Source organism: Pectobacterium carotovorum, assembly GCA_016415585.1.
Taxonomy (GTDB): Bacteria; Pseudomonadota; Gammaproteobacteria; order Enterobacterales; family Enterobacteriaceae; genus Pectobacterium; species Pectobacterium carotovorum_K.
In genome coordinates this window covers 1,701,973-1,725,931 of record CP066552.1, presented here as the reverse complement: position 1 = coordinate 1,725,931, position 23,959 = coordinate 1,701,973, and the positions used below count along the sequence as shown (strand labels likewise).

The window sequence follows — 23,959 nt, the reverse complement described above, 5'->3', positions numbered from 1 at the left end:
GTAATGATTTTTATTATCATTTTCATTAAGAAAAAGAGGGCTAATTATCCCTTTGTTTATTAATGCTTATTGATGATTTAACGGATGGCAGACCAGGCGAAAAATGTTTAAAAGAACACAACAGCAAGACAGCCGCTTATTACAACGTAATCCACTTTCTCTTGCCGTCGGCATCGCACTGTCGTTGTCTGGCTCGCTCCACTATGCGCAAGCAGAAACGCAGGCAGCCAGCGTTCAGGAAGCGGCTCGTCAAAGCTCCGCCTTTTCCATCAGTGCGCAGCCGTTGAGCAGCGCGTTGCTGCGTTTCGCCGAACAGGCGGGGCTACAGGTCTTTTTTGCCGACGTTAAACTGGAAAACATGCAGGCAGCCGCGCTTCAAGGGCGTTTCACACCAGAGCAAGGATTACGTCAGTTGATCGGTGCCAACCCAGTCGATTTTCAGATCGGCAGCAATGGCGTCATTACCCTGCGCCCTCGTTCAGTCAACGTCGATACGGCAAAAATAGACGACGTGATGACAGTTCGCGCATTTACCGTCGCCAATCCGGGCGACTGGATCTATGAACAGCCGCGCGCCATCAGCGTCATTTCACGCGAGCAGATGGATAACCGCCCTTCCCGCCACGCCGCTGATATGCTGGAGCAGTCCGCTGGCGTTTACTCCAGCGTCAGCCAGCAGGACCCTTCGCTATCGGTCAACATTCGCGGAATACAGGACTTCGGTCGCGTGAATATGAACATTGACGGCGTGCGGCAGAATTTTCAAAAAACTGGCTACGGTCAGCGCAACGGACAGATGTATATCGATTCGGAGTTGCTCTCCGGCGCGACGATTGAAAAAGGCGCGACAAACGTGATGGGCAGCGCGGGAACATTGGGCGGCGTCGCCACATTTAATACCGTCAACGCCCACGATTTTCTCGCCCCGGGTAAAGAGCTGGGTGGAAAGCTGCACGCCAGCACCGGCGACAACGGAACACATTTTATCGGCAGCGGCATACTCGCACTGGGTAACGAACGCGGCGACATTCTGGTCGGTGCCAGCGAGCGCCATCTGGGCAATTACTGGCCGGGCAATGATGGCAACCTCGGTAATATCCGTATCCCTGGCAATTCAAGTAATTACGAAGCGTGGGCCAATAACTTAAAGCATCAGAAAGTGACCAGCGCGGCCTACACCATGCGCTCGCGGCTGGCGAAAATCGGCTGGAACCTGCCTGCTAACCAGCGCTTCCAGCTCAGCTATATGCAAACGCAAACCTCTTCTGAAAACGCCGGAACGTTGTCCAACCTTTCCAATACTGAACTGGGTTGGAAGGCCAGCGGGCACAGCGAGATTATGGCGCGCAGTACCGCGCTGGATTACAGCCTGAAGCCAGACAACCAGCGCTGGCTGGATTTTAAGGCCAAGATTTATTACGCCGATACCAATAACGACACCAATAACTATGCCCTCTCTAATACCAGCGCGTATCACGAGAGCACGCGGTTACGCACCTACGGGGCACAAGCGCAAAACACCTCAACGCTGTGGCAGCAGGGCGCGCACGATCTGAAAGCCGACTACGGGCTAGACTTCTATTACGACAAGATCACCACGGACAGCACCAATAGCACAGCCAGTAACGCCACTCCGGAAGGAAACCGTGCAATGGCCAGTCTGTTCGCGAATCTGAATTACGCGTACGACGAATGGATAACGCTGCAAGGCGGCCTACGTTACGATCGCTATCGGTTACGCGGCACCACCAGCATCAGCTATCGGGAAATCCCCTATACCGTCACCAATCCCTGCACTGCACGGTCGATCGCGCTCTGCCCGCCGTTCGTGACCACCACGCAGGATTGGAATGTCGATGACGAACACGGCAAGCTGTCCCCCACGCTGTTTGCTGGCGTCCGCCCCGGCGTTGAATGGCTACAGCTGTACACCAGCTATGGCCTATCCTGGCGACCACCATCAGTCAGCGAAACCTTTGCCAACGGCACCTACAGCGCAGGCAACTATTACCTCTATCCGAACCCCAACCTTAAGCCGGAGCGTTCCCGCGCCTGGGAGGTCGGGTTCAATATTCAGAAACCAGAATTGTTCACTGACGGCGACAGGCTGGTCACCAAGGTGTCCTATTTCGACACTAGGATAAACAACTACATCAGCCTGAACGGCGCGCGCAATAAGCCGGGCTATAACGGCTATTCCCTCAGTAATTCCGTGTTCCAAAACAATCTGGCGAAGAGTCGATTTCGCGGCATGGAATACCAGCTTAATTACGACGCGGGCTTTTTATATGTCGATGCCACCTACACCCACATGATCGGCAATAACGATTTCTGTGCGCCGGTGGCCTGGATGGGCGGCGTCACAACCGTCGGTGGTTCCCGAGGCAACTACTACTCCACGCCTGTCGATACCACAGCCAGCGATGCCTCTTGCCAGAAAACGCTGTTATTCAGCAACGCCGCCTATCTGCCGGGCGACCGCGGTTCCGTCACGCTGGGGACGCGCGTCTTCGACCGCAAGCTGGATATGGGGGTCACGATGCGTTTTGCTCCCGGCTATCAGGATGCTGCCGCACCGGCCAATTCCGCCTATTTAGCCGACTGGCCCAAATATGAAGTTTACGATCTGTACGCCAGCTATCGTCTGACCGACAGCCTGACGGTGCGCGGTTCCGTCGAGAATATCGCTAACCGTACTTACGTCGTGAGCTATGGCGAATCACTGGGTTACACGCCAAGCCGAGGAAGAACGGTGCAGGCTGGCGTGGAGTACAGATTCTAATTTCTCTGTTTCCCCACGCGGGAGGCAGGAAAACAAAGGGGATGGGAGGGCTCATCCTCTTTTACGACAGACACGGATGACCGTGCCTGTAGATCGCTAGTTAATGAGGAATCTATTATGAGTTTTGCAATTACCTACGATGCCTACTATGCCAATTACAGCATTGCCAGCTACCTGACTGAATGGTCGGCAGCGTTTGGTGACGTTAATCATACCGCGGGTAACACACAAGTCGGTGGCAATAATACTGGGGGCTTTTACGGCGGCGACACCTTTATAGACGGTACTCAATATGCGATCACGAGTACGCAGAACGATTTCTCCGCGCTCATTGCAGGCGGCGATCTGACCTATAGCCTCTTCTCCCCTCCTGCCCACACGCTGTGGGGTCAGTTGGACAGCCTGTCATTCGGTAATGTCCTGCAAGGCGGCACCACGGCTGGTACCACGTATTCTCTTGCTGAACCGGAAGTGACCTTCAGCGGGCTGGATCTCTCCACTGATATTGCCAACCAGACCGTTAGCGATCGCGGCGTGGTGCATGACGTGATTTACGGTCTGATGAGCGGACAGGTTCAGCCGCTGCTGACTGCGCTGACCAATGCGGGTATCGATATTAACGCGAGCCTGGATAGCCTGAGCTTCGCCACGGCGACCGCCGATGCCGCACTTTCTGCCGATACCGTGGTTGACGTAGTTGGCGTCGCCGAAACGGCCGATCTGCTGGCGGCATAAGAAAACGGCTAAAAGATGACGCTTTTAGCCGTTTGAGTGAACACCGTCGCGGTACGGAGAGAGTATATACCCTAAATATTTCGCGTTGCACGGATGCAGCGTGAAGTATGGCGGGCACGGCACCGCGACGGTCTAGTGAGTGTAATAACCGTTGGCAAACCGCGTCAATAGCGGTACGGCTAACCGCCTCCCTCTTCCACCTTGTGGGGATACCACGGTGAGAACGATGGCACTTTATTGAAGAAGGAACATCCCATGCCCACATCCCATCCGGCTTCATCAGGCCGGGAGATTATTGACGCGCTGGCCGCCTACCGTCAGGGATTTTGGGGAATTGGCCTGTTCAGCGCCGTCATCAACCTGCTGATGCTGGCACCGGCGATTTATATGCTCCAGGTTTATGACCGCGTACTGCCGTCCAGCAGCACCATGACGCTGGCGATGCTGACGATCATTATGCTGGGCCTGTTTTTACTGATGGGATTGCTAGAGTGGATACGCAGCGCCGTGGTGATCCGCCTCGGGACGCAGATGGACATGCGCCTGAATCAGCGCATCTACAATGCAGCGTTTGAAAGCAATCTCAAGAATGGAACGGCGGGAGCCGGACAAGCCTTAAACGACCTTACCGCCCTGCGCCAGTTCGCCACCGGAAACGCGCTGTTCGCCTTCTTTGATGCGCCGTGGTTTCCGGTCTATCTTCTGGTGATCTTCTTACTTCATCCTTGGCTGGGCGTGATGGCGCTGGCGGGGGCAATCATCCTGATAGTGCTGGCCTGGCTGAATCAAAAACTCACTCGCGAACCCTTGGCCTTAGCCGCACAAAACACCGTTCAGGCGACGCAACAGGCCAACGCTAACCTGCGTAACGCTGATGCCATCGAAGCGATGGGAATGCTGCCCGCCATGCGCGAACGCTGGCTGACGCAGCACAAATCTTTTCTCTATTATCAGAATGTTGCCAGCGAAAAGAGCGCCAACATTACTTCACTGACGAAAAGCACCCGATTGGCGCTTCAGTCGCTGATGCTGGGTCTGGGCGCACTGCTGGCCGTCAAGGGCGATATCACACCCGGCATGATGATTGCGGGCTCCATTCTGGTGGGTCGCGTACTCAGCCCGATCGATCAGATCATTGGCGTCTGGAAACAGTGGATGCAGGCACGTCTCGCCTGGCAGCGTGTCAATCTCTTACTCGATAATCACCCGGCGCGTCCCGCTGGCATGGCGCTGCCCGCACCTGAAGGCAAACTTCAGGTGGAACAGCTCAGCGCCAACGCACCCAACACGCGTACCCCCATACTCGCCAATATCACGTTTGAACTGGCTCCCGGCGATGTACTCGGCGTGTTAGGGCCTTCGGGCTCAGGTAAATCCACCCTTGCCCGTCTGTTGGTTGCCGCCATGCCCGCCCTCGGTGGCAAAGTCAGGCTGGACGGCGCAGACATGCACCAGTGGGACAAAGCCGATTTGGGTCGCTTCGTCGGCTATCTGCCGCAGGATGTTCAGCTTTTCAGCGGGACGATTGCCGAAAACATCGCCCGCTTCACTCAGCCAGATGCAGAAAAGATCGTTTCCGCCGCCGTCACAGCGGGCGTTCACGAGATGATTCTGCGGCTGCCGCAGGGCTACGATACGCTGCTGGGTGAAGGCGGTGCCGGGCTGTCCGGTGGTCAGAAGCAACGTGTCGCCCTGGCCAGAACTATTTACAACCAGCCGCGCCTGATTGTGATGGACGAACCGAATGCCAGCCTGGATGACGACGGCGAGAAAGCCTTATTGGCCGCGATTGCCGCCCAACAGGAAGCCAAAAGCACACAGGTGCTGATCACGCACAAACCCGCACTACTTTCCTGCGCCAACAAGCTGTTAGTCCTACGCGCCGGACAAATCCAGTATTTCGGTGCAACAGAGCAGGTGCTGAAAGAACTACAGCGCGCCAAGCCCGCCAAGGCTCCTATCGCCACATCACCCAGCGTGAAACCTGCGCCAGTTAAGACAGCCGACGCCGCAAATGCCTTTATCCCAAAGGAACCGAGTTCAGCCGGGCTAAGTATGGTGTACAGCGCACCGGCGTCTCGCCGCGCCGTACCGGATAAATGAAATTCAGCCCACTGATAGCAAACGTCTGTCGTCAGAACAGCATCACGGAAAGAAGAGGATAACCATGTCCGCGTTACGCGAAGTCACATCACAGCCGACAACGCCCCTCCCTCAGGTGGCGGATAACGTCGCGGCGATGCCGTTACACACCGACGCCGGACGCTATTTGAAGTACGGCCTCTGGCTGGTTCTGGCAGGCTTTGGTGGCCTGCTCCTCTGGGCCGGCATGGCACCGCTGGATAAAGGAGTCGCCGTATCCGGCCGGGTCGTCGTCGCGGATAACCGCAAAACCGTGCAGCCCGTCAGTAGCGGACGCATTGCCTCGCTCACCGTACGGGATGGTGACCACGTGCAGGCAGGGCAAATCCTTGCCACGCTGGACCAAACGCCCGCTCAGGCGCAACGCGATAATCTCGTCACGCAGCTTCAGGAAGCGCACGCGGGCGAAGCACGTCTGCTGGCGGAACGCGACGATCTCAGTACGATCGCCTTCCCTGCTCCCACAGAGCAACACAGCACCATCACGCAACAAATTCAGATCGCCCAGCAGCAGCTCTTCATCAGCCGTCGCGCTGCGCTACAACAGGAACGCGCGGCGATGCAGGCCGCCATCATCGGGGCAAAAGCGCAGTCGCAGGGATCACAAGCGCTGTTGGCCAGCAGCCAGACGCAATTCCAGATTATCAGTGAACAGCTACGCGGGTTGCGTCCGCTGGCGCAAGAAGGCTATATCGCCCGTAATCGCCTGCTGGACGTCGAACGGCAGGCCGCCCAGTTAGCGGGCGCGATGGCGCAGGAACGGAATAATCAGATACAGCTCCAGCAGCAGGTCGTCGAGCTGGAGCAAAAGATCCAGCAGCGCCAGAACGAATATCAGAAAGAGGTGCGCGCCCAGCTCGCCGATACCCAACGTTCCATTCAGGATCTCACCCAGCGGCTGAAAACGGCGGAGTATGAACTTCAGCACACGCACATTCGCGCCCCTGCCAGCGGCACGGTAGTCGGGCTGGCGCTGCACACCGAAGGCGGCGTGGTGAATAGCGGGCAGATGCTGATGGAGATTGTTCCTGATGGGCAACCGCTATTGATTGACGCACAGCTGCCTATCGAACTGGTAGACAGAGTCAGCAACGGGCTACCCGTCGAGCTGCTGTTTTCTGCGTTCAACCAAAGCACCACGCCGCGTATTTCCGGCGTTGTCGCGCTGATCGGCGCCGATCAGTTAGTCGAACAACAGACAGGAAAACCTTATTACACCTTACGCATTCACGTCGATGAACAGGGTAAGCAGCAACTCGCCGGGCTGGACGTTCGTCCCGGCATGCCAGTGGAAGCCTTCATTCGTACTGGTGAACGCTCCCTGCTCAACTACCTGTTCAAACCGCTTTCTGACCGCCTGCATCTGGCGCTGACCGAGGAGTAATCATGCTGCGCTTTTCATCCGTTTATCGCGCGGCGATCCGCTCCAGTTATGCCGTCCCGCTTTTTCTCACGCTGATCTACAGCGCACCGAGTCAGGCACTGGGATTAATGGAAGCCTGGCAGCAGGCGCTGACGCACGATCCGGCTTTTCAGGCCGCCGTGCATGCGCGTAATGCCGACAGCGAAGAGAAGAACATCGGGCGCGCCGGACTGCTGCCAAAAGTCACCTATGACTACAACCAGTCCCGTAACGATTCCACGGTGACGGCGGGTGGTCAGCAGTCGGAGCGTGATTACACCAGCCGCGCTTCCAGCTTTTCCCTGCAACAGCCGTTGATCGACTACGCGGCGTGGTCGCGCTATCAACAGGGTGAAGCCAGCGCCGTGCTGGCAGATGAACAGCTGCGCGATGCCAGCCAGCAGCTATTGGTTCGCCTGTTTCAGGCCTACACCAACGTGCTGTTTAGCCGCGAGCAGATCGCGCTGGTTCAGGCACAGCAGCGCGCATACCGCGAGCAATATCAACTGAATCAACGTCTCTTCCAGCAGGGAGAAGGCACTCGCACCGATATGCTGGAAACCGAAGCGCGCGTCAACCTGACGGAAGCGCAGCTCATTGAAGCACAGGACAATCTGGATATCAGCCTGCGCGAACTGGAAACGCTGCTGGGGATGCCCGTTGGCGTGGATCAGCTTGCGACGCTAACGCCACGCTTTACGCCGCAGGCGCTTCAGCCTGCTGGCTATCAGCACTGGCAATCGCTGGCGCTCCGCCACAACGCGCAGCTATTGGCGCTAAACCAATCGCTGGCCGTGGCGAAATACGGCATTGAGCGTAACCGGGCGGGTCACCTGCCGCAGGTCACGCTGGTTGCCAGCACGCGCAATACGCAGTCGGATACCGAAAACAGCTACAACCAGAAATACGATACGCGGTCGATTGGTATTCGCGTCAGCGTACCGATTTTTGCTGGCGGCGGTGTCTCTGCCGCGACGCGTCAGGCACAAGAGCGCTATCAGCAAACCGCGCGGGAAAAGGACGAACAGACGGCGACAATCCAGACGGAATTGCGTCGCCAGTTTAATCTGGTCACCAGCAGTCAGGCGAAAATTCGCGCCTATGAGCTGACGGAAAAGTCGGCGCTGGCGCTGGTCACCGCTACACAGAAGAGCGTTCAGGGCGGGGAGCGCGTAAATCTTGACGTGCTGAATGCCGAACAGCAGCTCTACGGCGCACGGCGCGATCTGACCGAAGCGCGTTATACGTGGCTGACGGCCTGGCTACAGCTGCGTTACTACGCCGGTACGCTCGATGAACAGACGCTGCGTCAGCTCGCGACCTATTTCGTACACCTCTAAGAACGTGAATTCAGAACACAAACGCTGATGTGCGGCTATATCCTATTTAGGAAGGAAAATAAGCCGCATCCATATATTCTAAAATATTTATAAAAAAAATATATTAATAACCAATCGCACTATAAAGTGCGACCCTCTTCGCATCCAATGTAAAAACAGCAGGAAATCCGTCAGCTATACCCTAAATAATTCGAGTTTCAGGAAGGCGGCAAGCGAGGGAATCCCGATGAGCTTACTTGAGTAAGTGATTCGGGTGACTGAACGCAGCCAACGCACGTGCAACTTGAAGTATGACGGGTATATATTTCTGATGTGAATAACAACAGCATGGCGACTATTTTTATTTTTCGACCATGACTCGGCGGTCTGACGTTGACTTCATTACCAAAAAGGGATTCATTTTATTATTTTTTAAACTAATCATTTAAAAACAATACAATATGCAAAAATACCTCGTTGGAGGTAGAAAAAGAGACGTTAGGATATGGTTTTTTGCGATTAACGTTAACGAGAACAAAAAGTAAAAGAATATAAAGCACAACAAAATAAGAACAAGAATTTAATCAGTTTTGAAAATCGCCTGTCATTCATTAACAACCACCTCGAGAGACATGCGTTCGAATCATTAATAAATTAAAATTACACTTAAAAAACTAAATAAATCAAAAATACGCAATTATTGAGAGCGAGATCTTTTATTTTCAGGAAATAGCGCAAAGATAAAAATTAATAGATTTAGATCAAGAAAATAAATAACAACCCGTCCATATAGTACCCGCAGTAAAAACTCACTTATTTTAATTCTAACTAATCAGTTCATTATATTGAGCAATGCAATGGGGCTACTATGGATTTCATCATTCAATTAGTCATTGTCCTGATCTGCCTTTTTTACGGGGCAAGAAAAGGCGGGATCGCGCTGGGTTTATTAGGCGGGATTGGACTTGTTATTCTGGTCTTTATTTTTAAACTACAACCGGGTAAACCGCCCGTTGACGTCATGCTGGTCATCATTGCCGTGGTGGCTGCGTCGGCAACGCTTCAGGCATCGGGCGGGCTGGATGTGATGCTGCAAATCGCAGAGCGTATGCTGCGGCGTAACCCGAAATACGTTTCGATTATCGCGCCGTTCGTCACCTGTATTCTGACTATCCTGTGCGGTACCGGCCACGTGGTGTATACCATTCTGCCGATTATTTATGATGTCGCTATCAAGAATAATATCCGTCCTGAAAGACCGATGGCCGCCAGCTCGATCGGCGCTCAGATGGGGATTATCGCCAGTCCGGTCTCTGTTGCGGTGGTGTCGCTGGTTGCCATGTTGGCTAATTTCACCTTCCAGGGTAAACATCTGGGATTTCTCGATCTGCTGTCGATTACTATTCCCTCTACCCTGCTGGGTATTCTGGCAATTGGGATTTTCAGTTGGTTCCGCGGCAAGGATCTGGACAAAGATGAAGACTTTCAGGCATTCATCGCCGATCCAGAAAACAAACAGTATGTATATGGCGATACCGCCACGCTGCTCGACAGAAAACTGCCGCGCAGTAACTGGATCGCCATGTGGATCTTTCTGGCAACCATCGCGGCGGTAGCGATTCTGGGTGCCGTTGAAGAGCTGCGTCCAGTCTTTGCCGGTAAGCCGCTGTCGATGGTGCTGGTCATCCAGATGTTTATGCTGCTTTCCGGTGCCATCATCATTATCGCGACCAAAACCAATCCATCATCAATCTCGAAGAATGAAGTGTTCCGTTCGGGGATGATTGCCATCGTCGCGGTATACGGTATCGCCTGGATGGCGGAAACCATGTTCGGCGCGCATCTGGAAGAGATCAAAAGCACACTCGGCTCAATGGTGAAGGTCTACCCGTGGGCTTACGCCATTATCCTGCTGATTGTGTCCAAGTTCGTTAACTCGCAGGCAGCGGCGCTGGCGGCGATTGTGCCCGTTGCGCTAGCCATCGGGGTGGATCCAGCGTATATCGTGGCGTCTGCACCAGCCTGTTATGGTTACTACATTCTGCCGACCTACCCAAGCGATCTGGCGGCTATCCAGTTTGACCGTTCCGGTACCACTAAAATCGGTCGTTTCGTTATCAACCACAGCTTCATTCTGCCGGGCCTGATTGGCGTGAGCACATCCTGCGTCTTTGGGTGGGTGTTTGCCGCGATGTACGGCTTCCTGTAAGTCATTATCTGCATTCAACCGCTCAGCAGAACGTGGCGGTAGATGCCAAAGTAAGAAAAAGAAACGGGCGCATTGATGATTCAATGCGCCCGCTTTCATTATCGCTATTTACATTATGACGAGGATTATCCCCGCTGGGCTGGCTGCGTGCTTATCCCCTTGAGCTCACGTTCGTAGGCCTGCGCTTTTTTCTCATCGAACTGGTGCTCCCACTTGGCGATGACCAACACTGCCAGCGCATTTCCTACCACGTTCAGCGCGGTACGCGCCATGTCTAGGATACGATCAACGCCCGCAATAAACGCCAGACCTTCCAACGGAATACCGACGCTGCCCAGCGTCGCCAGCAGTACGACAAACGACACGCCCGGTACACCGGCAATGCCTTTGGACGTCAGCATTAGCGTCAACACCAGCACGATTTCCTGCCCAATCGACAGCTCGATGCCGTAGAGCTGTGCGATGAAGATCGCCGCAATACTTTGGTACAGCGTAGAGCCATCGAGGTTAAAGGAGTAACCGGTCGGCACCACGAAGCTGGTGATCGACTTCGGTGCACCATAGGCTTCCATTTTTTCAATGATGCGCGGCAGCACGGTTTCGGAACTGGCAGTGGAGTACGCGAGGATCAACTCGTCCTTCAGGATACGGATCAAGAGGGTGATACGCAGCTTACACAGGCGTGCGACGATACCGAGCACCACCAGCCCGAAGAAGAAAATCGCGGCATAAACCAGCATAACCAGCTTGGCTAACGGCCACAGCGACGCAAAACCGAAGTTGGCAACCGTGACGGAAATCAGCGCAAACACCCCAATTGGCGCATAGCGCATGATCATGTGCGTCACCTTGAACATGGTTTCCGACACGCCGCGGAAGACGTTCAGCAGCGGTTCGCGGTGATCTTTCGGCAACGAAGATAGCCCCAGACCAAATAGCACCGAGAAGAAAATAATCGGCAGCATTTCACCGTGAGCCATCGCCGCGAAGATATTCGGCGGAATCAGCGACAGCACCGTCCCCACCAGACTGTGCGAACCGCTCTGCACCTGCTCGGTGGTCTTTTGATACTGCGAGATATCCACGGCGGTCAGCGTCGACATGTCAATGCCGTGGCCTGGCTGGAAGATGTTCGCCAGCGTGATGCCAAGGATAATCGCCACCGTCGTGATGATTTCAAAATAGAGGATGGTTTTGAAGCCGATGCGTCCGAGCTTTTTGGCATCCCCTACGCCCGCAATCCCGACAATCAGCGTGGCGATCACAATCGGGACAACAATCATTTTAATCAGGCGGATAAAGATGTCGCCCGCAGGGCTAAGAATATTGCTGATGAGCCACTGGCGGCTTTCTTGCTGTTCATGCAGCACGGCACCGAGTGCAATACCCAGAACCAACGCGATAAGGATTTGCCAGGCAAGGCTGACTTTTTGTGTTTTCATCGTCATTTTCCGTTTTAAACTCCCCGCCATCACAAACATGGCGCTAGCGCGACTCCGGCGCAATGCGAACCGAAAAAATCAACGTGGAGGTGACTGACTAGTGAGAAGGATGTCTGATGGATTAACCCGCCATACCTCAAGCCGCTTATACGTTGTTCAAAACGCACACGTTTTGTCCTGCAACTCGCATTATTTAGGGTAAACTTGCTATTGTGACACCAAAATTGTTAGCATAATTATTCAATAAAAACGCACAAGTATTTGTATCACCTAACAAAAATACAGACATAAGTTATTGTTATAATAGGGATGTTACTATTCCGGCACATTCAGATCAAGCAGATTATCGGCACGATAAACCCTATTTATGCTGAATCAAGTACAGAAAACGGCGGGTAACGCGATACAAAAAATCGCGACGAAATCGAAAGGTAAAGACCTGCCCAGAGGGAAAGAATCAGCCCGTAGTTTTACAGCTACGGGATTTTTCATCATATCCTCCAACCGCTAAATTTTACTTATATAAGGATATATTGTCGCATTTTCTCAAAAAACAATATCTTCACACCATAATTAGTAGAATGAAAATCACTAGTCAAGCAAAAATATTGAAATATCGCCAATTATTCGGGTAAACTCCCTGTATACAGGGAGAGGAATAGCCTAATAAAAGGGATGTAATATGCAATTATCAGAATATTTAAAATACAAAATGGAATCTGAAAGAGTTCTTGCCACTCATCTGGACAGTATGGCAGATAAAATTAAAGATAATACAATAAAAATTGGTGATGATTTACACAGTGGTATAGAAAGAGCAACATGGTATTCATCCTGTTTTATAGAAAAATATAATTCTGACTGTCAGCAACTAAAATCTGAAAATGAAAGAATGTATTTGGCTATTAAACAGATATACAAGAGAAAAGATGTAATAATAGATATGCTAATAGAGTATCTTAAAATACTTTTAAAAGATACTGAAGAAAGAGAGCAAGAATTAATAGCTAAAGCCATATTAGGCGTATCAGTTGCATCAGAGTTCGCAACAAGCCGAGCAGTAAAAATGTCAGTCGCTTATCTGCTTGCAAAGCATATTGCAACTTCGTTGAATTTTTCACTATCCATTCGCAGAACGATTAATAAATACTCGCTGATAGGGCTGAGTGCTCTCACATTTCATGGGAAAGTTCAGAAGGCGGCAATGTCTGCACGACACCTGCATGACGTATGTCCGGAGCTATACTGGTCTCTCTATGCTATGCAGGTTGAGATGTTATACTTCGTATTTGAAGAGCGCCTGTCTCCCTACGTGCCCAAAAATCCCTATGACAAGATCGATATCACAGAAGCAATAAACGGAATTCTAAAAAAATGAGCTTACAAAAAATAATTTCTTATGCCGTTAAAGAGTTTATTAACACCTATACCACAATGGCATTAATGATTGTTTTGGGGGTTTTATTCTACGAATTCATCCCCGACCATTGGGGTAAGTTGACTATTCTTTCGATTGTTATTATTGTTTATGTAGACATAAAATTCTTTTCAAAAAAATCAGGCCGAAAATAATTCGGCCTTTAATATAATTTTAGTAGGCTACATTCTGCCAAAGCATGTAAGCGCTTGTTCTTGCAATAACATGCTCCCATTCAATAGAAGCAAACTTGAATGATACGCTTTCCTGTGGCTGAACTTCATTATGTGTCAGTGAATTAGGGTAGAAAAAGCGAATGTTGCTGATAAGTGCATCCCGAAGCTTCATCTTAAAATAAAGTTCATTTCCACCAGACTGCGCCGTTCGGTAGAACGAAAAAATGCACTCCAGCTTTTCCTTATCATTAATTGCCTGAGCGAACAATGGCGTGGCTTTATCAATTGGCTTTCGGATTTCTACAGGAAGCATGGAAATATTCTCTTCCCGACTAATGTTGTTCACCAACTCATAAACAAAAATTTCATTCTCATGTGCCGATTGATACTTATTGCCAATAGAGTCCAGAGATGAACATCCTGCTGATATCAGTCCCTGTTTTTCCCCGGTAACGCTAAGATAAATAAGATTGGACATTATGTCTCCATACAAAGAAATTCCATTCTACGGTTCAGAGCCGTAGTTCCTATTGCATGGATATAATACTCTCTCAGGTAAGGTTTTAAAACACACCCCCTAGCAGGATAGTTGTCACGACTTAACATTTAACCAGTTGGGGCGTTAAGGCTTGATTGTGCCGTGCTATAGTGAAAAACGTAAACAAGCGATCTTGAGTAAATTGCTGCCTCCTTTAAACATGACTATTGCTGAAGTGGCAAGAAGTGAAAGGATTGGCCTGCAAACGTTCTATAATTGGCGCGATAAAGCCAAACAAGAAGGTCGTCCTGTGCCCGGAAATAAATCCACCCCAGAGCATTGGTCGGCAGAAGCAAAGCTTGCCACCGTGATTGAAACGACGAGTTTAAATGAAGCTGAACTCAGCGAATATTGTCGTGAAAAAGACTTGTATGTCGAACAAGTAAAGACCCGCCCAGTCAGAAAAAATGCTGGCTGGGCATCGGGTTAGGAAACGGTTATGTCAGTCAGATTTGGTAATCAATCACCGCTTCATCGTTATCCGAGAACACCTTATCCTTAATGTCATCCAGCGACAGCTCTGTATTACACAGCTGAATAAATTTCCAGGCATAGTTACGCTGTAACTGACCCTTTTTTAGCCCTAGCCAGACTGTGTTAGCTTCAAACAGATGCTCAGCATTCAGCCGCGCCAGCCCTTTATCACGCACAGGGTCATATGACATATCGGCCACAATTCCAACGCCAAGCCCCAGCTCAACATAAGTTTTAATCACATCCGAATCCTGCGCGCTCAGCGTAATATCCGGCGACATACCCACCGCCTGAAACGCACGATCCAGACGCGAGCGACCGGTAATTCCCTGACGATAGGTAATCAGCGGCTCCGCATTCAGCATCTCCAGCGTAATAACCGGTTCCTGCGTCAGCGGATGGTGCTCCGGCACAATCACCGAATGGTGCCAGCGATAGTAGGAAAACGCCGCCAGCGAGGGAGCGTTAATCAACTGCTCACTGGCAATGCCGATATCGGCCTCACCGGAATGGAGCATCGCCACGATTTCATCCGGCGTGCCCTGATTCAGCACCAGACGCACCTGTGGATACAGCGAGCGGAAGGCTTTAATCACCGGCGGCAGGCTGTAACGCGCCTGCGTATGCGTGGTCGCGATCACCAACTGACCGGTGTCGTTATTGGTGAAGACATTCGCCAGCCGCCGGATATTGCTGGCGTCATTCAGAATGCGCTCTGCCACCACCAGCAGCTCTTTTCCCGGTTCGGTCATGCCTAACAGGCGTTTGCCGCGACGGATGAAGATTTCAATCCCCAGCTCTTCTTCCAGCTCGCGGATGTGACGACTCACGCCGGATTGAGAGGTAAACAGCGTATTCGCCACCTCGGTCAGGTTGTAATTGCACCGTGCTGATTCACGAATAATCTTCAGTTGCTGAAAGTTCACCTTTCACTCCCTTGTTCTTTATTACAGATAGCAATATTGATGCAAGTAATGAGAGCCAGAACAAATAAGCAAATGGAGTTGATTATATTTTTTTATACTAACGGTATGTCTGTCGCGCAACCTTATCTAACAAGGAATAGATATAAATAGTAGAATCAAATAGTTAGATGAAGTCACTTTTGTTACGCACGCACCGTTAATCAACCATTTCGCTATGATTTATGCCTTTCCGGTCTATTTATCTCCGCGCTTTTATTCCCTTTTTCCCGTATTTCTGCTCAGTCTAAATAGGACGCACGACTTCAAGCTGACGTGCTATACCCCAAATAATTCGAGTTTCAGGCAGGCGGCAACAGAGGGACAAATTCGTCGGGAACGAATTTGTCCAGCCAACGGCTGGCCTTCGGTGAGAGACAGGACGTCTCTCATTTCATCCCGATGAGCTTACACAAGTAAGTGATTCGGGTGAGTGACAAATCTGCCAAAGGCAGATTTGAACGCTGTTTGCAGCGGCCCCAACGGGGCGAGGTCCACGAAAGTGGGCCGAGTAGCGTAGCCAACGCACATGCAACTTGAAGTATTACGGGTATATCGCTGCTATGATGACGGTCAGAATCAGAGACAAGGTGGCAGCATGCAGGGTGTACCGGAACAGTTTACCGATGAGAGAGACTATGCCCAGTTCCGGCACTTACCGGCGCTGCCCGGCATTGAGCTTTATCACGCGCACATCTGCCGTTATGCCTTTGAGCCGCACACGCATGAAGCGTTTGGCATCGGCACCATCGATGACGGTGCGGAGCGATTCCGCTATCGTGGTGCCAAGCATATTGCGCCTGTCGATTCGTTAGTGTTGATGAACCCTGATGAGCTACATACGGGGGAATCCGCGACGGAAGACGGCTGGCGCTATCGCATGATCTACATTCCACCCGATGTGTTGGAGAACGTCTCCGGCGAGAAAGGCTGGTGGTTTACCGACGTCGTGCGCCACGATCCGGCAACCGCACGCCAGTTGGCGATGACGCTGGCCGCGCTGTGGCAGACGACCGACCCATTGGCAAGTGAAAGCCTGCTGCTGTCGCTGATTGCGCTTTTCCGGCCTCACGCGCGTATTGCACAGCGTCAGATTATTGAACCGTTCCATCGCTTTGATGTGGTGAAGGCTTACTTACGGGAAAACTTCGCCCACACGATTACCTTAAAAGAGCTAGCGGCGCTGGTTTCCCTGAGTCCATATCATTTCCTGCGCCAGTTCAAAGCCCAGTTTCATGTCACGCCGCACCAGATGCTGATGGCGATTCGACTGTATGAGGCCAAGCAGTTGCTGACGCACGGTATGGCGGCCGCCCATGTCGCCGTCGCCGTCGGGTTAACCGATCAGGCGCATCTGACTCGCACCTTTGCCCAGCGCTATGGCGTCACGCCCATTCGCTACCAAAAGCAGGTGTATCCTACCCAGCGCTAGCCGTCGCCGATGATAAACAGCAATATCCTACAATAATTCATCGCCGACCCTCCCTAGACTGGCGCGATGCACTATTGTGAAAAAACGGGTTTATTATGCTGATTGGTGTTTTATTTGCGCTTGCCGCTGGGCTGATGTGGGGGCTGATTTTCGTTGGGCCAGTGCTCGTACCGGACTACTCTGCCGCCTTGCAGTCTACCGGACGCTATCTGGCTTTTGGATTGATTGCCTTACCGCTGGCGTGGCTCGACCGCCGTCGTCTGCGCCAGTTAACCCGCAACGACTGGCTGGAGGCTACGAAGCTCACGATTATCGGTAATCTGCTGTATTACTTCCTGCTCGCCAGCGCGATTCAGCGTACGGGCGCACCGATCTCGACGATGATTATCGGCACCCTGCCCGTGGTGATTTCTGTCACCGCGAATGTGTTGTATAGCAAGCACGATGGCCGCGTAGCCTGGCGTCGGCTACTGCCGTCGCTGCTGCTGATTGCGGCGGGGTTGGTCTGCGTCAATATTGCAGAGCTAAAGGGAAGCACGGCCACATTCGATTTATGGCGTTATGCCAGCGGCATTGCGATGGCTTTCCTCGCCGTGGTTTGCTGGACCTGGTATCCACTACGCAACGCCCGCTGGCTGCGCGACCACAAAGGCAATACGCCGACCACCTGGGCCACGGCGCAAGGGCTGGTTACGCTACCGCTGGCGCTGTTGGGGTATATCGTGGTGTGCGGCCATCTGGCGCTAACGGATAGCACCTTTACACAGCCGTTCGGCCCACGGCCTGAGGTTTTCATCCCACTGATGCTGGCGATTGGGCTGTTTTGTTCGTGGATCGGTACGCTGTTCTGGAATGAAGCCAGCCAGCGTCTGCCGACGGTGCTGGTGGGGCCGTTAATTGTGTTTGAAACGCTGGCGGGGCTGGCCTATGCCTTCATCATCCGGCAATCCTGGCCGCCTCTGTTGACGCTCTGTGGCATCACCTGCCTGATTGTCGGGGTGATCTACGCCATGCGGGTGAAACCGGAACCAGTGATTGTGGAAGTCCCGATGCCTGTTTCACGAACAGAGTAAACGCACGCCTGACATGCTGTGGAAATAAGCCGGTCTTTATGTCCGGCTTGCCAGCTTCTGAAACAGCTCGGTCAGTTGCGCTTCATCCCTCGCGCCCTGATGCTGATCGATCACTTTGCCGTTCGCATCGATAATAAATGAAGTCGGCGTACCGCTGACCTGATAGCGCTCTTTGGTAATGCCTAACTGATCGCGCACCACCGGATAGGTCACCTTATGGTGCGCCAACATTGAGGTGACATCCACGCCGTCAGGATCGGTGTTAACCGCCACCACCACCACTTTATCGCCATATTCCTGACTCAGTTTCTCCAGCGCGCCCATTTCGATCATGCAGCCACCACAGCCCGACGACCAGAAATTCAGGTACACGCTTTTCCCCTGCCAGCGTGATAGATCCACCTGCTGCCCTGACAGATCGTAGGCCGCCAGCGCCGGTGCCTGCGCGCCGACGCTAACCTGTTCTTCCTTACAGCCGCTCAGTGCCGCTGCGCCCAGCAGACACAGCGCGGTAATCGCGTTACGCCATTTCATGATGATTCACCTCTTCACCAAAATACTTGCCGTGTTGCAGGCGGATAATGCGGTCAGCAAACCGACCTAACTCAGGATTGTGCGTCACCATCACAATGGTGCGCCCCTGCCGATGCAGATCTTTCAGCAGATCCAGCACCCGCTGTTCATTCTCTTCATCCAGATTCCCCGTCGGTTCATCGGCGAAAATCACCGGAGGCTCATTCACCAGCGCACGAGCGATACACACGCGCTGCTGCTCACCGCCGGAAAGCTGGCTCGGTAAGTGATCGACGCGATGCGCCAGCCCAACCTGTTCCAGCACGCGCTGCGCCGCCGCTTCATCCACCACGCTATGGTAGTGCTGCGCCAACATTACGTTTTCCAGCGCGGTCAAAAACGGAATCAGGTGGAACTGCTGGAATACCAGCCCAATCTTATCGGCACGGAACTGGCGTCGCCCTTCTTCATCCAGCCCAGCGGCATCGACGCCGTCCAGCAATACCTGCCCTTCACTCACCGTATCCAGACAGGTGAGAATATTCATCAGCGTGGTTTTACCCGAACCGGACGCGCCCATGATGGCGACAAACTCGCCGCGCGCGATACGGATATTGATGTTCTCCAGCGCGGTAACCTGACCAAAGCGTTTATAGAGCTGGCGAGTTTCAATCACCGCCTCCGCTGCCTGAGCCCCTTCATGCGCGTTCACCTCTACAGACATCGAGCTACTCTCCTTTCAAGACTTTGGCTGGTTCGACGTAGATCGCCCGCCGAGTGGGAACCACCGCCGCAACGGCAGCAACCAATAACGATAGCACCAGCGTGAGCGGGAACACCGGTAACCGCAGCGAGATCGTCGCGTTGAATACCGCCATCCCCAGCACCTGAGCCAGCAGATACCCCAGCAGCGAACCGCACACCACGGCCGCCAGTGCGATGATGCCGGTTTCCGCCAGCATCTGCCGGATGATGTCTCGTCCGCTCGCGCCCAGCGCCTTCTGTAGCGCAAATTCGCGGGCACGTTCACCGACAATTGCCATCAGCGTCGTGTTTACACACAGGGAAGACAGCACGAGGATCACCGCCGATACTAGCCCCATCAGCCCTTTGATTTTATTCAGCACCTGACCTTCCGACGCCGACACCTTCAGGATCGGGCGGATCTCCAACTGCGGATACTGCTGCTGGAGCTGTGCGGCAAAGCGATCGACCTGCCCCAGATCGTTACTGACGCTCAACAGGGCATTACTGATCGCACCTTCTTTATCCAGCCACTTTTGCGCCAGCTCCAGATTCACGATCAGCATGTTGTCTGTCGCATCGCCAGATTCCACGATGCCTTTGATCTGCAACCGCTGCTTGCCGCCGTCGCCCACCAGCGTGATGCTGTCGCCGACTTTAACGTTCAACCGCTCCGCCAGCTTCACGCCGATCATGGCATTACGGTCATCGAAGCTGACGCCAATCCAGTTACCCGTGACCTGCCAGTACGGTGCCAGCTGCCGCAGCGATTCAAACCACACGCCCATCAGCACCACTTTCTCCAGTTCCGTACGCGCCATGCCGTACAGATAAGGGCTGGACGCATTGATCAACCCAGCGGGTGCGTTGTCGATAATCAGTTGAAACGTGCTTTGTGGAATCGTATTGCCCCGCGCTGGCCCGATGTAAAAATTCGCGCCGAAGGTGCGTAGTTCCTGGCTCATCTTGGCGTTGATATCGAAATAGACGGCGGACATCGCCGTCACAATCGCCGCCCCGACCATCAGCGCAGCGAACACGACGCTGACGCGCTGCATACGCAGTCGCAGTGCGCGAAGCACCAGCCGCCAGAACATGCTGTTCATCCAGCCATTAGCGCCCATACAGCACCTCCACTGGATACAGTTTGGCGATCCGGCGCGCCGGGAACCACGTTCCGATGATGGCGATCAGCATCGAGATCACCAGCACACAGGGGATAACGATCCAGGCAAAACTCAACGGTACGCCAAACAGCATCAGGCCAATGGCTTTCGCCAGCCCCCAGCCTGCAACACAGCCCGCGACACCACCGGCCAGACCGCTCAGCGCGGCTTCGAGATAAAACAGCAGCATGATCTGCCACTGGCGCGCGCCCAGTGCTTTCATCAGCCCGATCTCTTTGGCTCGTTCCATAATGGTGCTCGTCATCAGCGAGGCAATCCCCATCGCTGCCGCCACCAGCGCGGCGAAGGTCACCACTGCCAGAAGCAATTGGATCTTGTCGATCACCACGCCTTCCGACGCGGCGACCTGCCAGATAGGACGGACCACCGAGCCAGAAATCGCTTCTTCCAACTGGTGCGCAATCGAAGAGACATACGCGGTGCAGTACCAGAGGTCATACTCTTCGGCATTCAGCGCTTCCAGATTTTCCCGCGCCCGCCGCGACAGTTCATTTTCCGGCACGGTCAGTGCTGACACACGGATGGCCTGAATTTTACCAGCCAGTCCCAGCAGCGATTGCACTGTTGCCAGCGGCATCACCAGACGGCTTTCTTCATCACCGCCGCTGCTCAGAATGCCGCTAACCTCTACCGTTGCGTCCCCTTTTGCGCCGTGCAAGGCGAGTTTATCCCCGACTTTCCAGCCCGTTTGCGCCGCCAGCTGTTTTCCTACCAGCGTCTGCGCCATATTTTCCGTCGTCATCGGTTCCTGCGGCCACTGCCCCGCCACCTGCCAGTAGGGGCTAACGGTCATTTGTCCCGAGCGATAGTCTTCCTCATCCGGCACCGCAACAGGCTGAGAAAAGAAGGTACCCAGCACGGCAACCGGCTGCCCCTTGATCTCGACATCACCGCTCAGCAGCGGTGCAAAGCCGACAATGTTATTGCGCCAGAAGATATCTTTGATGTTAGGCAGCTCGGCCTCATCAAGGAAATCCTGCCCTTCCAGCGGATTACTGCGTTCGCCAAACAGCGCGGGTAGCGCCGCTTGCCCTGCTGGTTCAATCAAAATATTCGCGCCGTAGGACTTCAGCTCACGCGCCATTTTGTCGCCGATGTCGATAGACACCGCCAACAGCGCAGAGATCAACCCCGCCGCCAAAAATACGGTCAGCACCGCCAGCGATTTACGCCGAATATTTCTGCGCCAGGACTGACGTAACAGTCGCCACAGCATGATTATTCCTCCTCAGCCTGCTCGCCAGCCGCCGCTTTGGCAGTGGCAAATTTCGCGGGACTTTCGCGGAAGCGGTTGTAGTTGGCCTCCGACGAGAAGAAGTACGTTTTACCGCCGTAGCGATATTTATGTTCCGCGTTCACGTTGGTCAGTTTGGAGCCATCAACCGGATCGATAACGTCCATCGACACCACCGTCGAGAAGTAATTCGTGCCTGCCGCCAGTGACGCTCGCCCAATCACCAGCTCATTATCGTCGTTGCTCCAGCCTTCAATCGGCACCGGATTACAGCCGCCCGCCTTCCCGATAGAAGGAATGAAAATATGCACGCCGCAGGCGACACAAATCACCTGATTGCCTTCCATCACGTAGCCCTGATCGCCGCACAGCAGGCAGGCGTCAAACACCACGCCAAGACGCAGGCGATCGGGATAGCGGTTAATGATGAAAAAGCGCACGGCCTTGCCGTCATCGGCAATCCACACGAAGCGATGCAGCTTGCCATCTCGCACTTGCTCAATCGGAATATGTACTTTGCCATCGGCCGCCAGCGTCACGGGCTGTGCTTCCGACAGACGAGGCGGCTGCGACGCGACCTTGTCCCAATAAAGCTGGGCCAACGCCACCACCAGCATCGCGGTGACCGTCGACAGCAGCGTGCGGCGCAGCGTGCGATAGCCTGCTGTCGCTTTACGCTTCTCAATCGCCTCATGCGTGACCAGCATCTGGCGACGCGCATGCCGCAGCGGCCAAACCAGCCCGGCAGCCAACGCCGCCATGAACAATGCGCTGAGGTAATTTAATAAATATGCGCTGTTGGTGACGTGCGCCACATAGCTCAGACGCGGCTTGGTGAGCCCCAGCGCCTGTAATTTCATCAACAGCAGCAGCAGATTGCCGCTTATCGGCAACAGCAGAAGCGCAACCAATAGCGCCAGAAGCGGCCAGCGCAGTAAACGAATGCGGCGCACAATCATGCCGCACAGCGCGGCACAGAACACCAGCCAGCCAAACGCCAGCAGCACGGCGCTGAAATTCAGCAGCAGATCGGTATTCACTACATGGGTGGTTGTCAGCGCGGTCAGATTGGGATCGTTGCCCCAATGCACCGCCGCTCCCGCTACCAACAGCGCCTGCCACAGATAGCCAAGACGCGGGTGGGAAAAACACTGACAGACCAGAAACAGGATCAAGGCAAGCGCTTGAAGCGCCGTAAACCCCAGTAGAAACGCTTGCCCGTTAGGAAAATGTACGCCAATAAACGTCCCGGAAAACAGCGCCAGCAGCGTGATCCACCCCAGCGATTTGACTGTCGGCGTGGAACGATGGCTCCAGTTCAGCCCCAGCAATAGCGCTATCGGCAGGAAGGATTGGAGGGTCGTGATAAAAAAATTCATATATACCCGTCACCTTTCAAGTTGCAGGCGCGTCGGTTGAGCGCGATGCCGGGTGGCATCAGCACGCTGGCCGGAAAATCACGCCTCTACGGGCAACAACGGTGTGCCCGCAGAAACGTGAACATGGCCGCGACAGAACATCGCGGACAGAAGACCTTATTCTAAGCCGACGTATTTGAAGTCAAAGCTGACATCAAACGGTTTCCACCAGCGGCCTACGCCCGTTTCACCATCGGTGTGACGGTGCATACCGGCTTTTGATGGCGGATCGATGTGGTAAGTCACTTTATAGTTACCCACGCCCATCATTTTGATGTTCGCGCCGTAGTGCGGGCCATCGCTGGCAACCATCGGCATGAAGGTACCTTCCTGCTTCGCACCGGTATCAGTGTTGGTCAGGGTGTAAGCGATGGTCAGGAACGGCATCCACTCACCGGCACCGAAGCCATTCTTGTTACCTTCAGCGGCGTGGATATCGGCTTCCAGATGGATGTCCGCTTTCGCAGCAGGCAGGCCCATCCCACGCGGTTCCATGTCGATAGGTTGCAGATAAACAGCGGCAATTTCCATTTCGTTCATGGAAACCGGCTCACCCGCTGGATATTCTTTAAACGCCAGCGCGGCAGGTGCAGTGAAAATACCGGCAATAACGGCACCCGCAATCAGACTTTTTTGCATATTCATCAAACCCATCCTCATCTCAGTCGTCCCTCTTCGCTTAATTCGCTAAGCGATTGGGGTTGTTATGGTTATTTTCTGCTCTTATTGCTTTCAGTATTCGTGAACGCCGGAAGTTTTC

Annotated in this window: 19 protein-coding genes; 10 read left to right on the top strand and 9 right to left on the bottom strand. The window is 53.5% G+C overall.

The annotated features are described in order from the left end of the window. Positions 1–103 precede the first annotated feature (103 nt). From JFY74_07605 to JFY74_07580, 6 genes are all read left to right on the top strand, one after another. Complete coding sequence (locus JFY74_07605; protein ID QQG29890.1) at positions 104–2,782, top strand: TonB-dependent hemoglobin/transferrin/lactoferrin family receptor; 2,679 nt, start codon at positions 104–106, stop codon at positions 2,780–2,782. Positions 2,783–2,899: 117 nt separating this feature from the next. Beyond that, complete coding sequence (locus JFY74_07600) at positions 2,900–3,517, top strand: heme acquisition protein HasA (protein QQG29889.1); 618 nt, start codon at positions 2,900–2,902, stop codon at positions 3,515–3,517. A gap of 255 nt (positions 3,518–3,772) precedes the next feature. After that, a complete protein-coding gene (locus JFY74_07595; protein ID QQG29888.1) occupies positions 3,773–5,620 on the top strand; it encodes a type I secretion system permease/ATPase in 1,848 nt (615 codons plus the stop codon). A gap of 64 nt (positions 5,621–5,684) precedes the next feature. Then, positions 5,685–7,043 (top strand): HlyD family type I secretion periplasmic adaptor subunit, encoded by a 1,359-nt coding sequence (locus JFY74_07590; GenBank protein QQG29887.1) that lies wholly within the window; start codon positions 5,685–5,687, stop codon positions 7,041–7,043. Positions 7,044–7,045: 2 nt separating this feature from the next. Then, complete coding sequence (locus JFY74_07585) at positions 7,046–8,401, top strand: TolC family outer membrane protein (protein ID QQG29886.1); 1,356 nt, start codon at positions 7,046–7,048, stop codon at positions 8,399–8,401. Positions 8,402–9,248: 847 nt separating this feature from the next. Next, positions 9,249–10,589: an anaerobic C4-dicarboxylate transporter gene (locus tag JFY74_07580; protein ID QQG29885.1), complete on the top strand. Its 1,341-nt coding sequence runs from the start codon at positions 9,249–9,251 to the stop codon at positions 10,587–10,589. Between the two features lie 125 nt (positions 10,590–10,714). Here JFY74_07580 and gltP read toward each other — a convergent pair whose 3' ends face one another. After that, positions 10,715–12,031, bottom strand: a complete 1,317-nt coding sequence (gene gltP / locus JFY74_07575) for a glutamate/aspartate:proton symporter GltP (protein QQG29884.1) — start codon at positions 12,029–12,031, stop codon at positions 10,715–10,717. 682 nt (positions 12,032–12,713) lie between these two features. Here gltP and JFY74_07570 point away from each other — a divergent pair. Then, the gene (locus tag JFY74_07570; GenBank protein QQG29883.1) at positions 12,714–13,409 is read left to right on the top strand and encodes a hypothetical protein; all 696 of its coding nucleotides are present in this window, start codon (positions 12,714–12,716) and stop codon (positions 13,407–13,409) included. A gap of 213 nt (positions 13,410–13,622) precedes the next feature. Here the strand turns inward: JFY74_07570 and JFY74_07565 are convergent, their stop codons facing one another. After that, positions 13,623–14,102: an Hcp family type VI secretion system effector gene (locus JFY74_07565; protein QQG29882.1), complete on the bottom strand. Its 480-nt coding sequence runs from the start codon at positions 14,100–14,102 to the stop codon at positions 13,623–13,625. 193 nt (positions 14,103–14,295) lie between these two features. Here JFY74_07565 and JFY74_07560 point away from each other — a divergent pair, with 193 nt between their 5' ends. Further along, a complete protein-coding gene (locus JFY74_07560; GenBank protein QQG29881.1) occupies positions 14,296–14,592 on the top strand; it encodes a hypothetical protein in 297 nt (98 codons plus the stop codon). 16 nt (positions 14,593–14,608) lie between these two features. Here JFY74_07560 and cbl read toward each other — a convergent pair whose 3' ends face one another. Next, the gene (cbl, locus tag JFY74_07555; protein ID QQG29880.1) at positions 14,609–15,562 is read right to left on the bottom strand and encodes an HTH-type transcriptional regulator Cbl; all 954 of its coding nucleotides are present in this window, start codon (positions 15,560–15,562) and stop codon (positions 14,609–14,611) included. A gap of 634 nt (positions 15,563–16,196) precedes the next feature. Here cbl and JFY74_07550 point away from each other — a divergent pair. Together JFY74_07550 and JFY74_07545 are read left to right on the top strand one after the other, a co-directional pair. Then, positions 16,197–17,030, top strand: a complete 834-nt coding sequence (locus JFY74_07550; GenBank protein QQG30479.1) for an AraC family transcriptional regulator — start codon at positions 16,197–16,199, stop codon at positions 17,028–17,030. A 95-nt stretch (positions 17,031–17,125) separates the two neighbouring features. Continuing rightward, entirely contained in the window at positions 17,126–18,103 is a 978-nt protein-coding gene (locus JFY74_07545; GenBank protein QQG29879.1) for a DMT family transporter, read from the top strand. A gap of 36 nt (positions 18,104–18,139) precedes the next feature. On the opposite strand, the gene JFY74_07540 is transcribed toward JFY74_07545, so the two are convergent. The 6 genes from JFY74_07540 to JFY74_07515 all read right to left on the bottom strand — a co-directional run bounded on the left by JFY74_07540 (position 18,140) and on the right by JFY74_07515 (position 23,844). Beyond that, complete coding sequence (locus tag JFY74_07540; protein ID QQG29878.1) at positions 18,140–18,637, bottom strand: TlpA family protein disulfide reductase; 498 nt, start codon at positions 18,635–18,637, stop codon at positions 18,140–18,142. After that, positions 18,624–19,340, bottom strand: coding sequence for an ABC transporter ATP-binding protein (locus JFY74_07535; protein QQG29877.1), 717 nt, complete (start codon positions 19,338–19,340; stop codon positions 18,624–18,626). Before JFY74_07535 ends, JFY74_07540 begins: the two co-directional genes overlap by 14 nt. A 4-nt stretch (positions 19,341–19,344) precedes the next feature. Beyond that, entirely contained in the window at positions 19,345–20,457 is a 1,113-nt protein-coding gene (locus JFY74_07530) for an ABC transporter permease (GenBank protein QQG30478.1), read from the bottom strand. A gap of 16 nt (positions 20,458–20,473) precedes the next feature. Next, positions 20,474–21,763 (bottom strand): ABC transporter permease, encoded by a 1,290-nt coding sequence (locus JFY74_07525; protein ID QQG29876.1) that lies wholly within the window; start codon positions 21,761–21,763, stop codon positions 20,474–20,476. A gap of 2 nt (positions 21,764–21,765) precedes the next feature. Then, entirely contained in the window at positions 21,766–23,160 is a 1,395-nt protein-coding gene (locus JFY74_07520) for a DUF2318 domain-containing protein (GenBank protein QQG29875.1), read from the bottom strand. Positions 23,161–23,316: 156 nt separating this feature from the next. Further along, the gene (locus tag JFY74_07515; protein QQG29874.1) at positions 23,317–23,844 is read right to left on the bottom strand and encodes an iron transporter; all 528 of its coding nucleotides are present in this window, start codon (positions 23,842–23,844) and stop codon (positions 23,317–23,319) included. Positions 23,845–23,959: the final 115 nt, after the last annotated feature.

Coding starts and splice junctions, on each gene's coding strand:
- JFY74_07605 (QQG29890.1), top strand. CDS start 104: ATGTTTAAAAGAACACAACAGCAAGACAGCCGCTTATTACAACGTAAT.
- JFY74_07600 (QQG29889.1), top strand. CDS start 2,900: ATGAGTTTTGCAATTACCTACGATGCCTACTATGCCAATTACAGCATT.
- JFY74_07595 (QQG29888.1), top strand. CDS start 3,773: ATGCCCACATCCCATCCGGCTTCATCAGGCCGGGAGATTATTGACGCG.
- JFY74_07590 (QQG29887.1), top strand. CDS start 5,685: ATGTCCGCGTTACGCGAAGTCACATCACAGCCGACAACGCCCCTCCCT.
- JFY74_07585 (QQG29886.1), top strand. CDS start 7,046: ATGCTGCGCTTTTCATCCGTTTATCGCGCGGCGATCCGCTCCAGTTAT.
- JFY74_07580 (QQG29885.1), top strand. CDS start 9,249: ATGGATTTCATCATTCAATTAGTCATTGTCCTGATCTGCCTTTTTTAC.
- gltP (QQG29884.1), bottom strand. CDS start 12,031: ATGAAAACACAAAAAGTCAGCCTTGCCTGGCAAATCCTTATCGCGTTG.
- JFY74_07570 (QQG29883.1), top strand. CDS start 12,714: ATGCAATTATCAGAATATTTAAAATACAAAATGGAATCTGAAAGAGTT.
- JFY74_07565 (QQG29882.1), bottom strand. CDS start 14,102: ATGTCCAATCTTATTTATCTTAGCGTTACCGGGGAAAAACAGGGACTG.
- JFY74_07550 (QQG30479.1), top strand. CDS start 16,197: ATGCAGGGTGTACCGGAACAGTTTACCGATGAGAGAGACTATGCCCAG.
- JFY74_07545 (QQG29879.1), top strand. CDS start 17,126: ATGCTGATTGGTGTTTTATTTGCGCTTGCCGCTGGGCTGATGTGGGGG.
- JFY74_07540 (QQG29878.1), bottom strand. CDS start 18,637: ATGAAATGGCGTAACGCGATTACCGCGCTGTGTCTGCTGGGCGCAGCG.
- JFY74_07535 (QQG29877.1), bottom strand. CDS start 19,340: ATGTCTGTAGAGGTGAACGCGCATGAAGGGGCTCAGGCAGCGGAGGCG.
- JFY74_07530 (QQG30478.1), bottom strand. CDS start 20,457: ATGTTCTGGCGGCTGGTGCTTCGCGCACTGCGACTGCGTATGCAGCGC.
- JFY74_07525 (QQG29876.1), bottom strand. CDS start 21,763: ATGCTGTGGCGACTGTTACGTCAGTCCTGGCGCAGAAATATTCGGCGT.
- JFY74_07520 (QQG29875.1), bottom strand. CDS start 23,160: ATGAATTTTTTTATCACGACCCTCCAATCCTTCCTGCCGATAGCGCTA.
- JFY74_07515 (QQG29874.1), bottom strand. CDS start 23,844: ATGAATATGCAAAAAAGTCTGATTGCGGGTGCCGTTATTGCCGGTATT.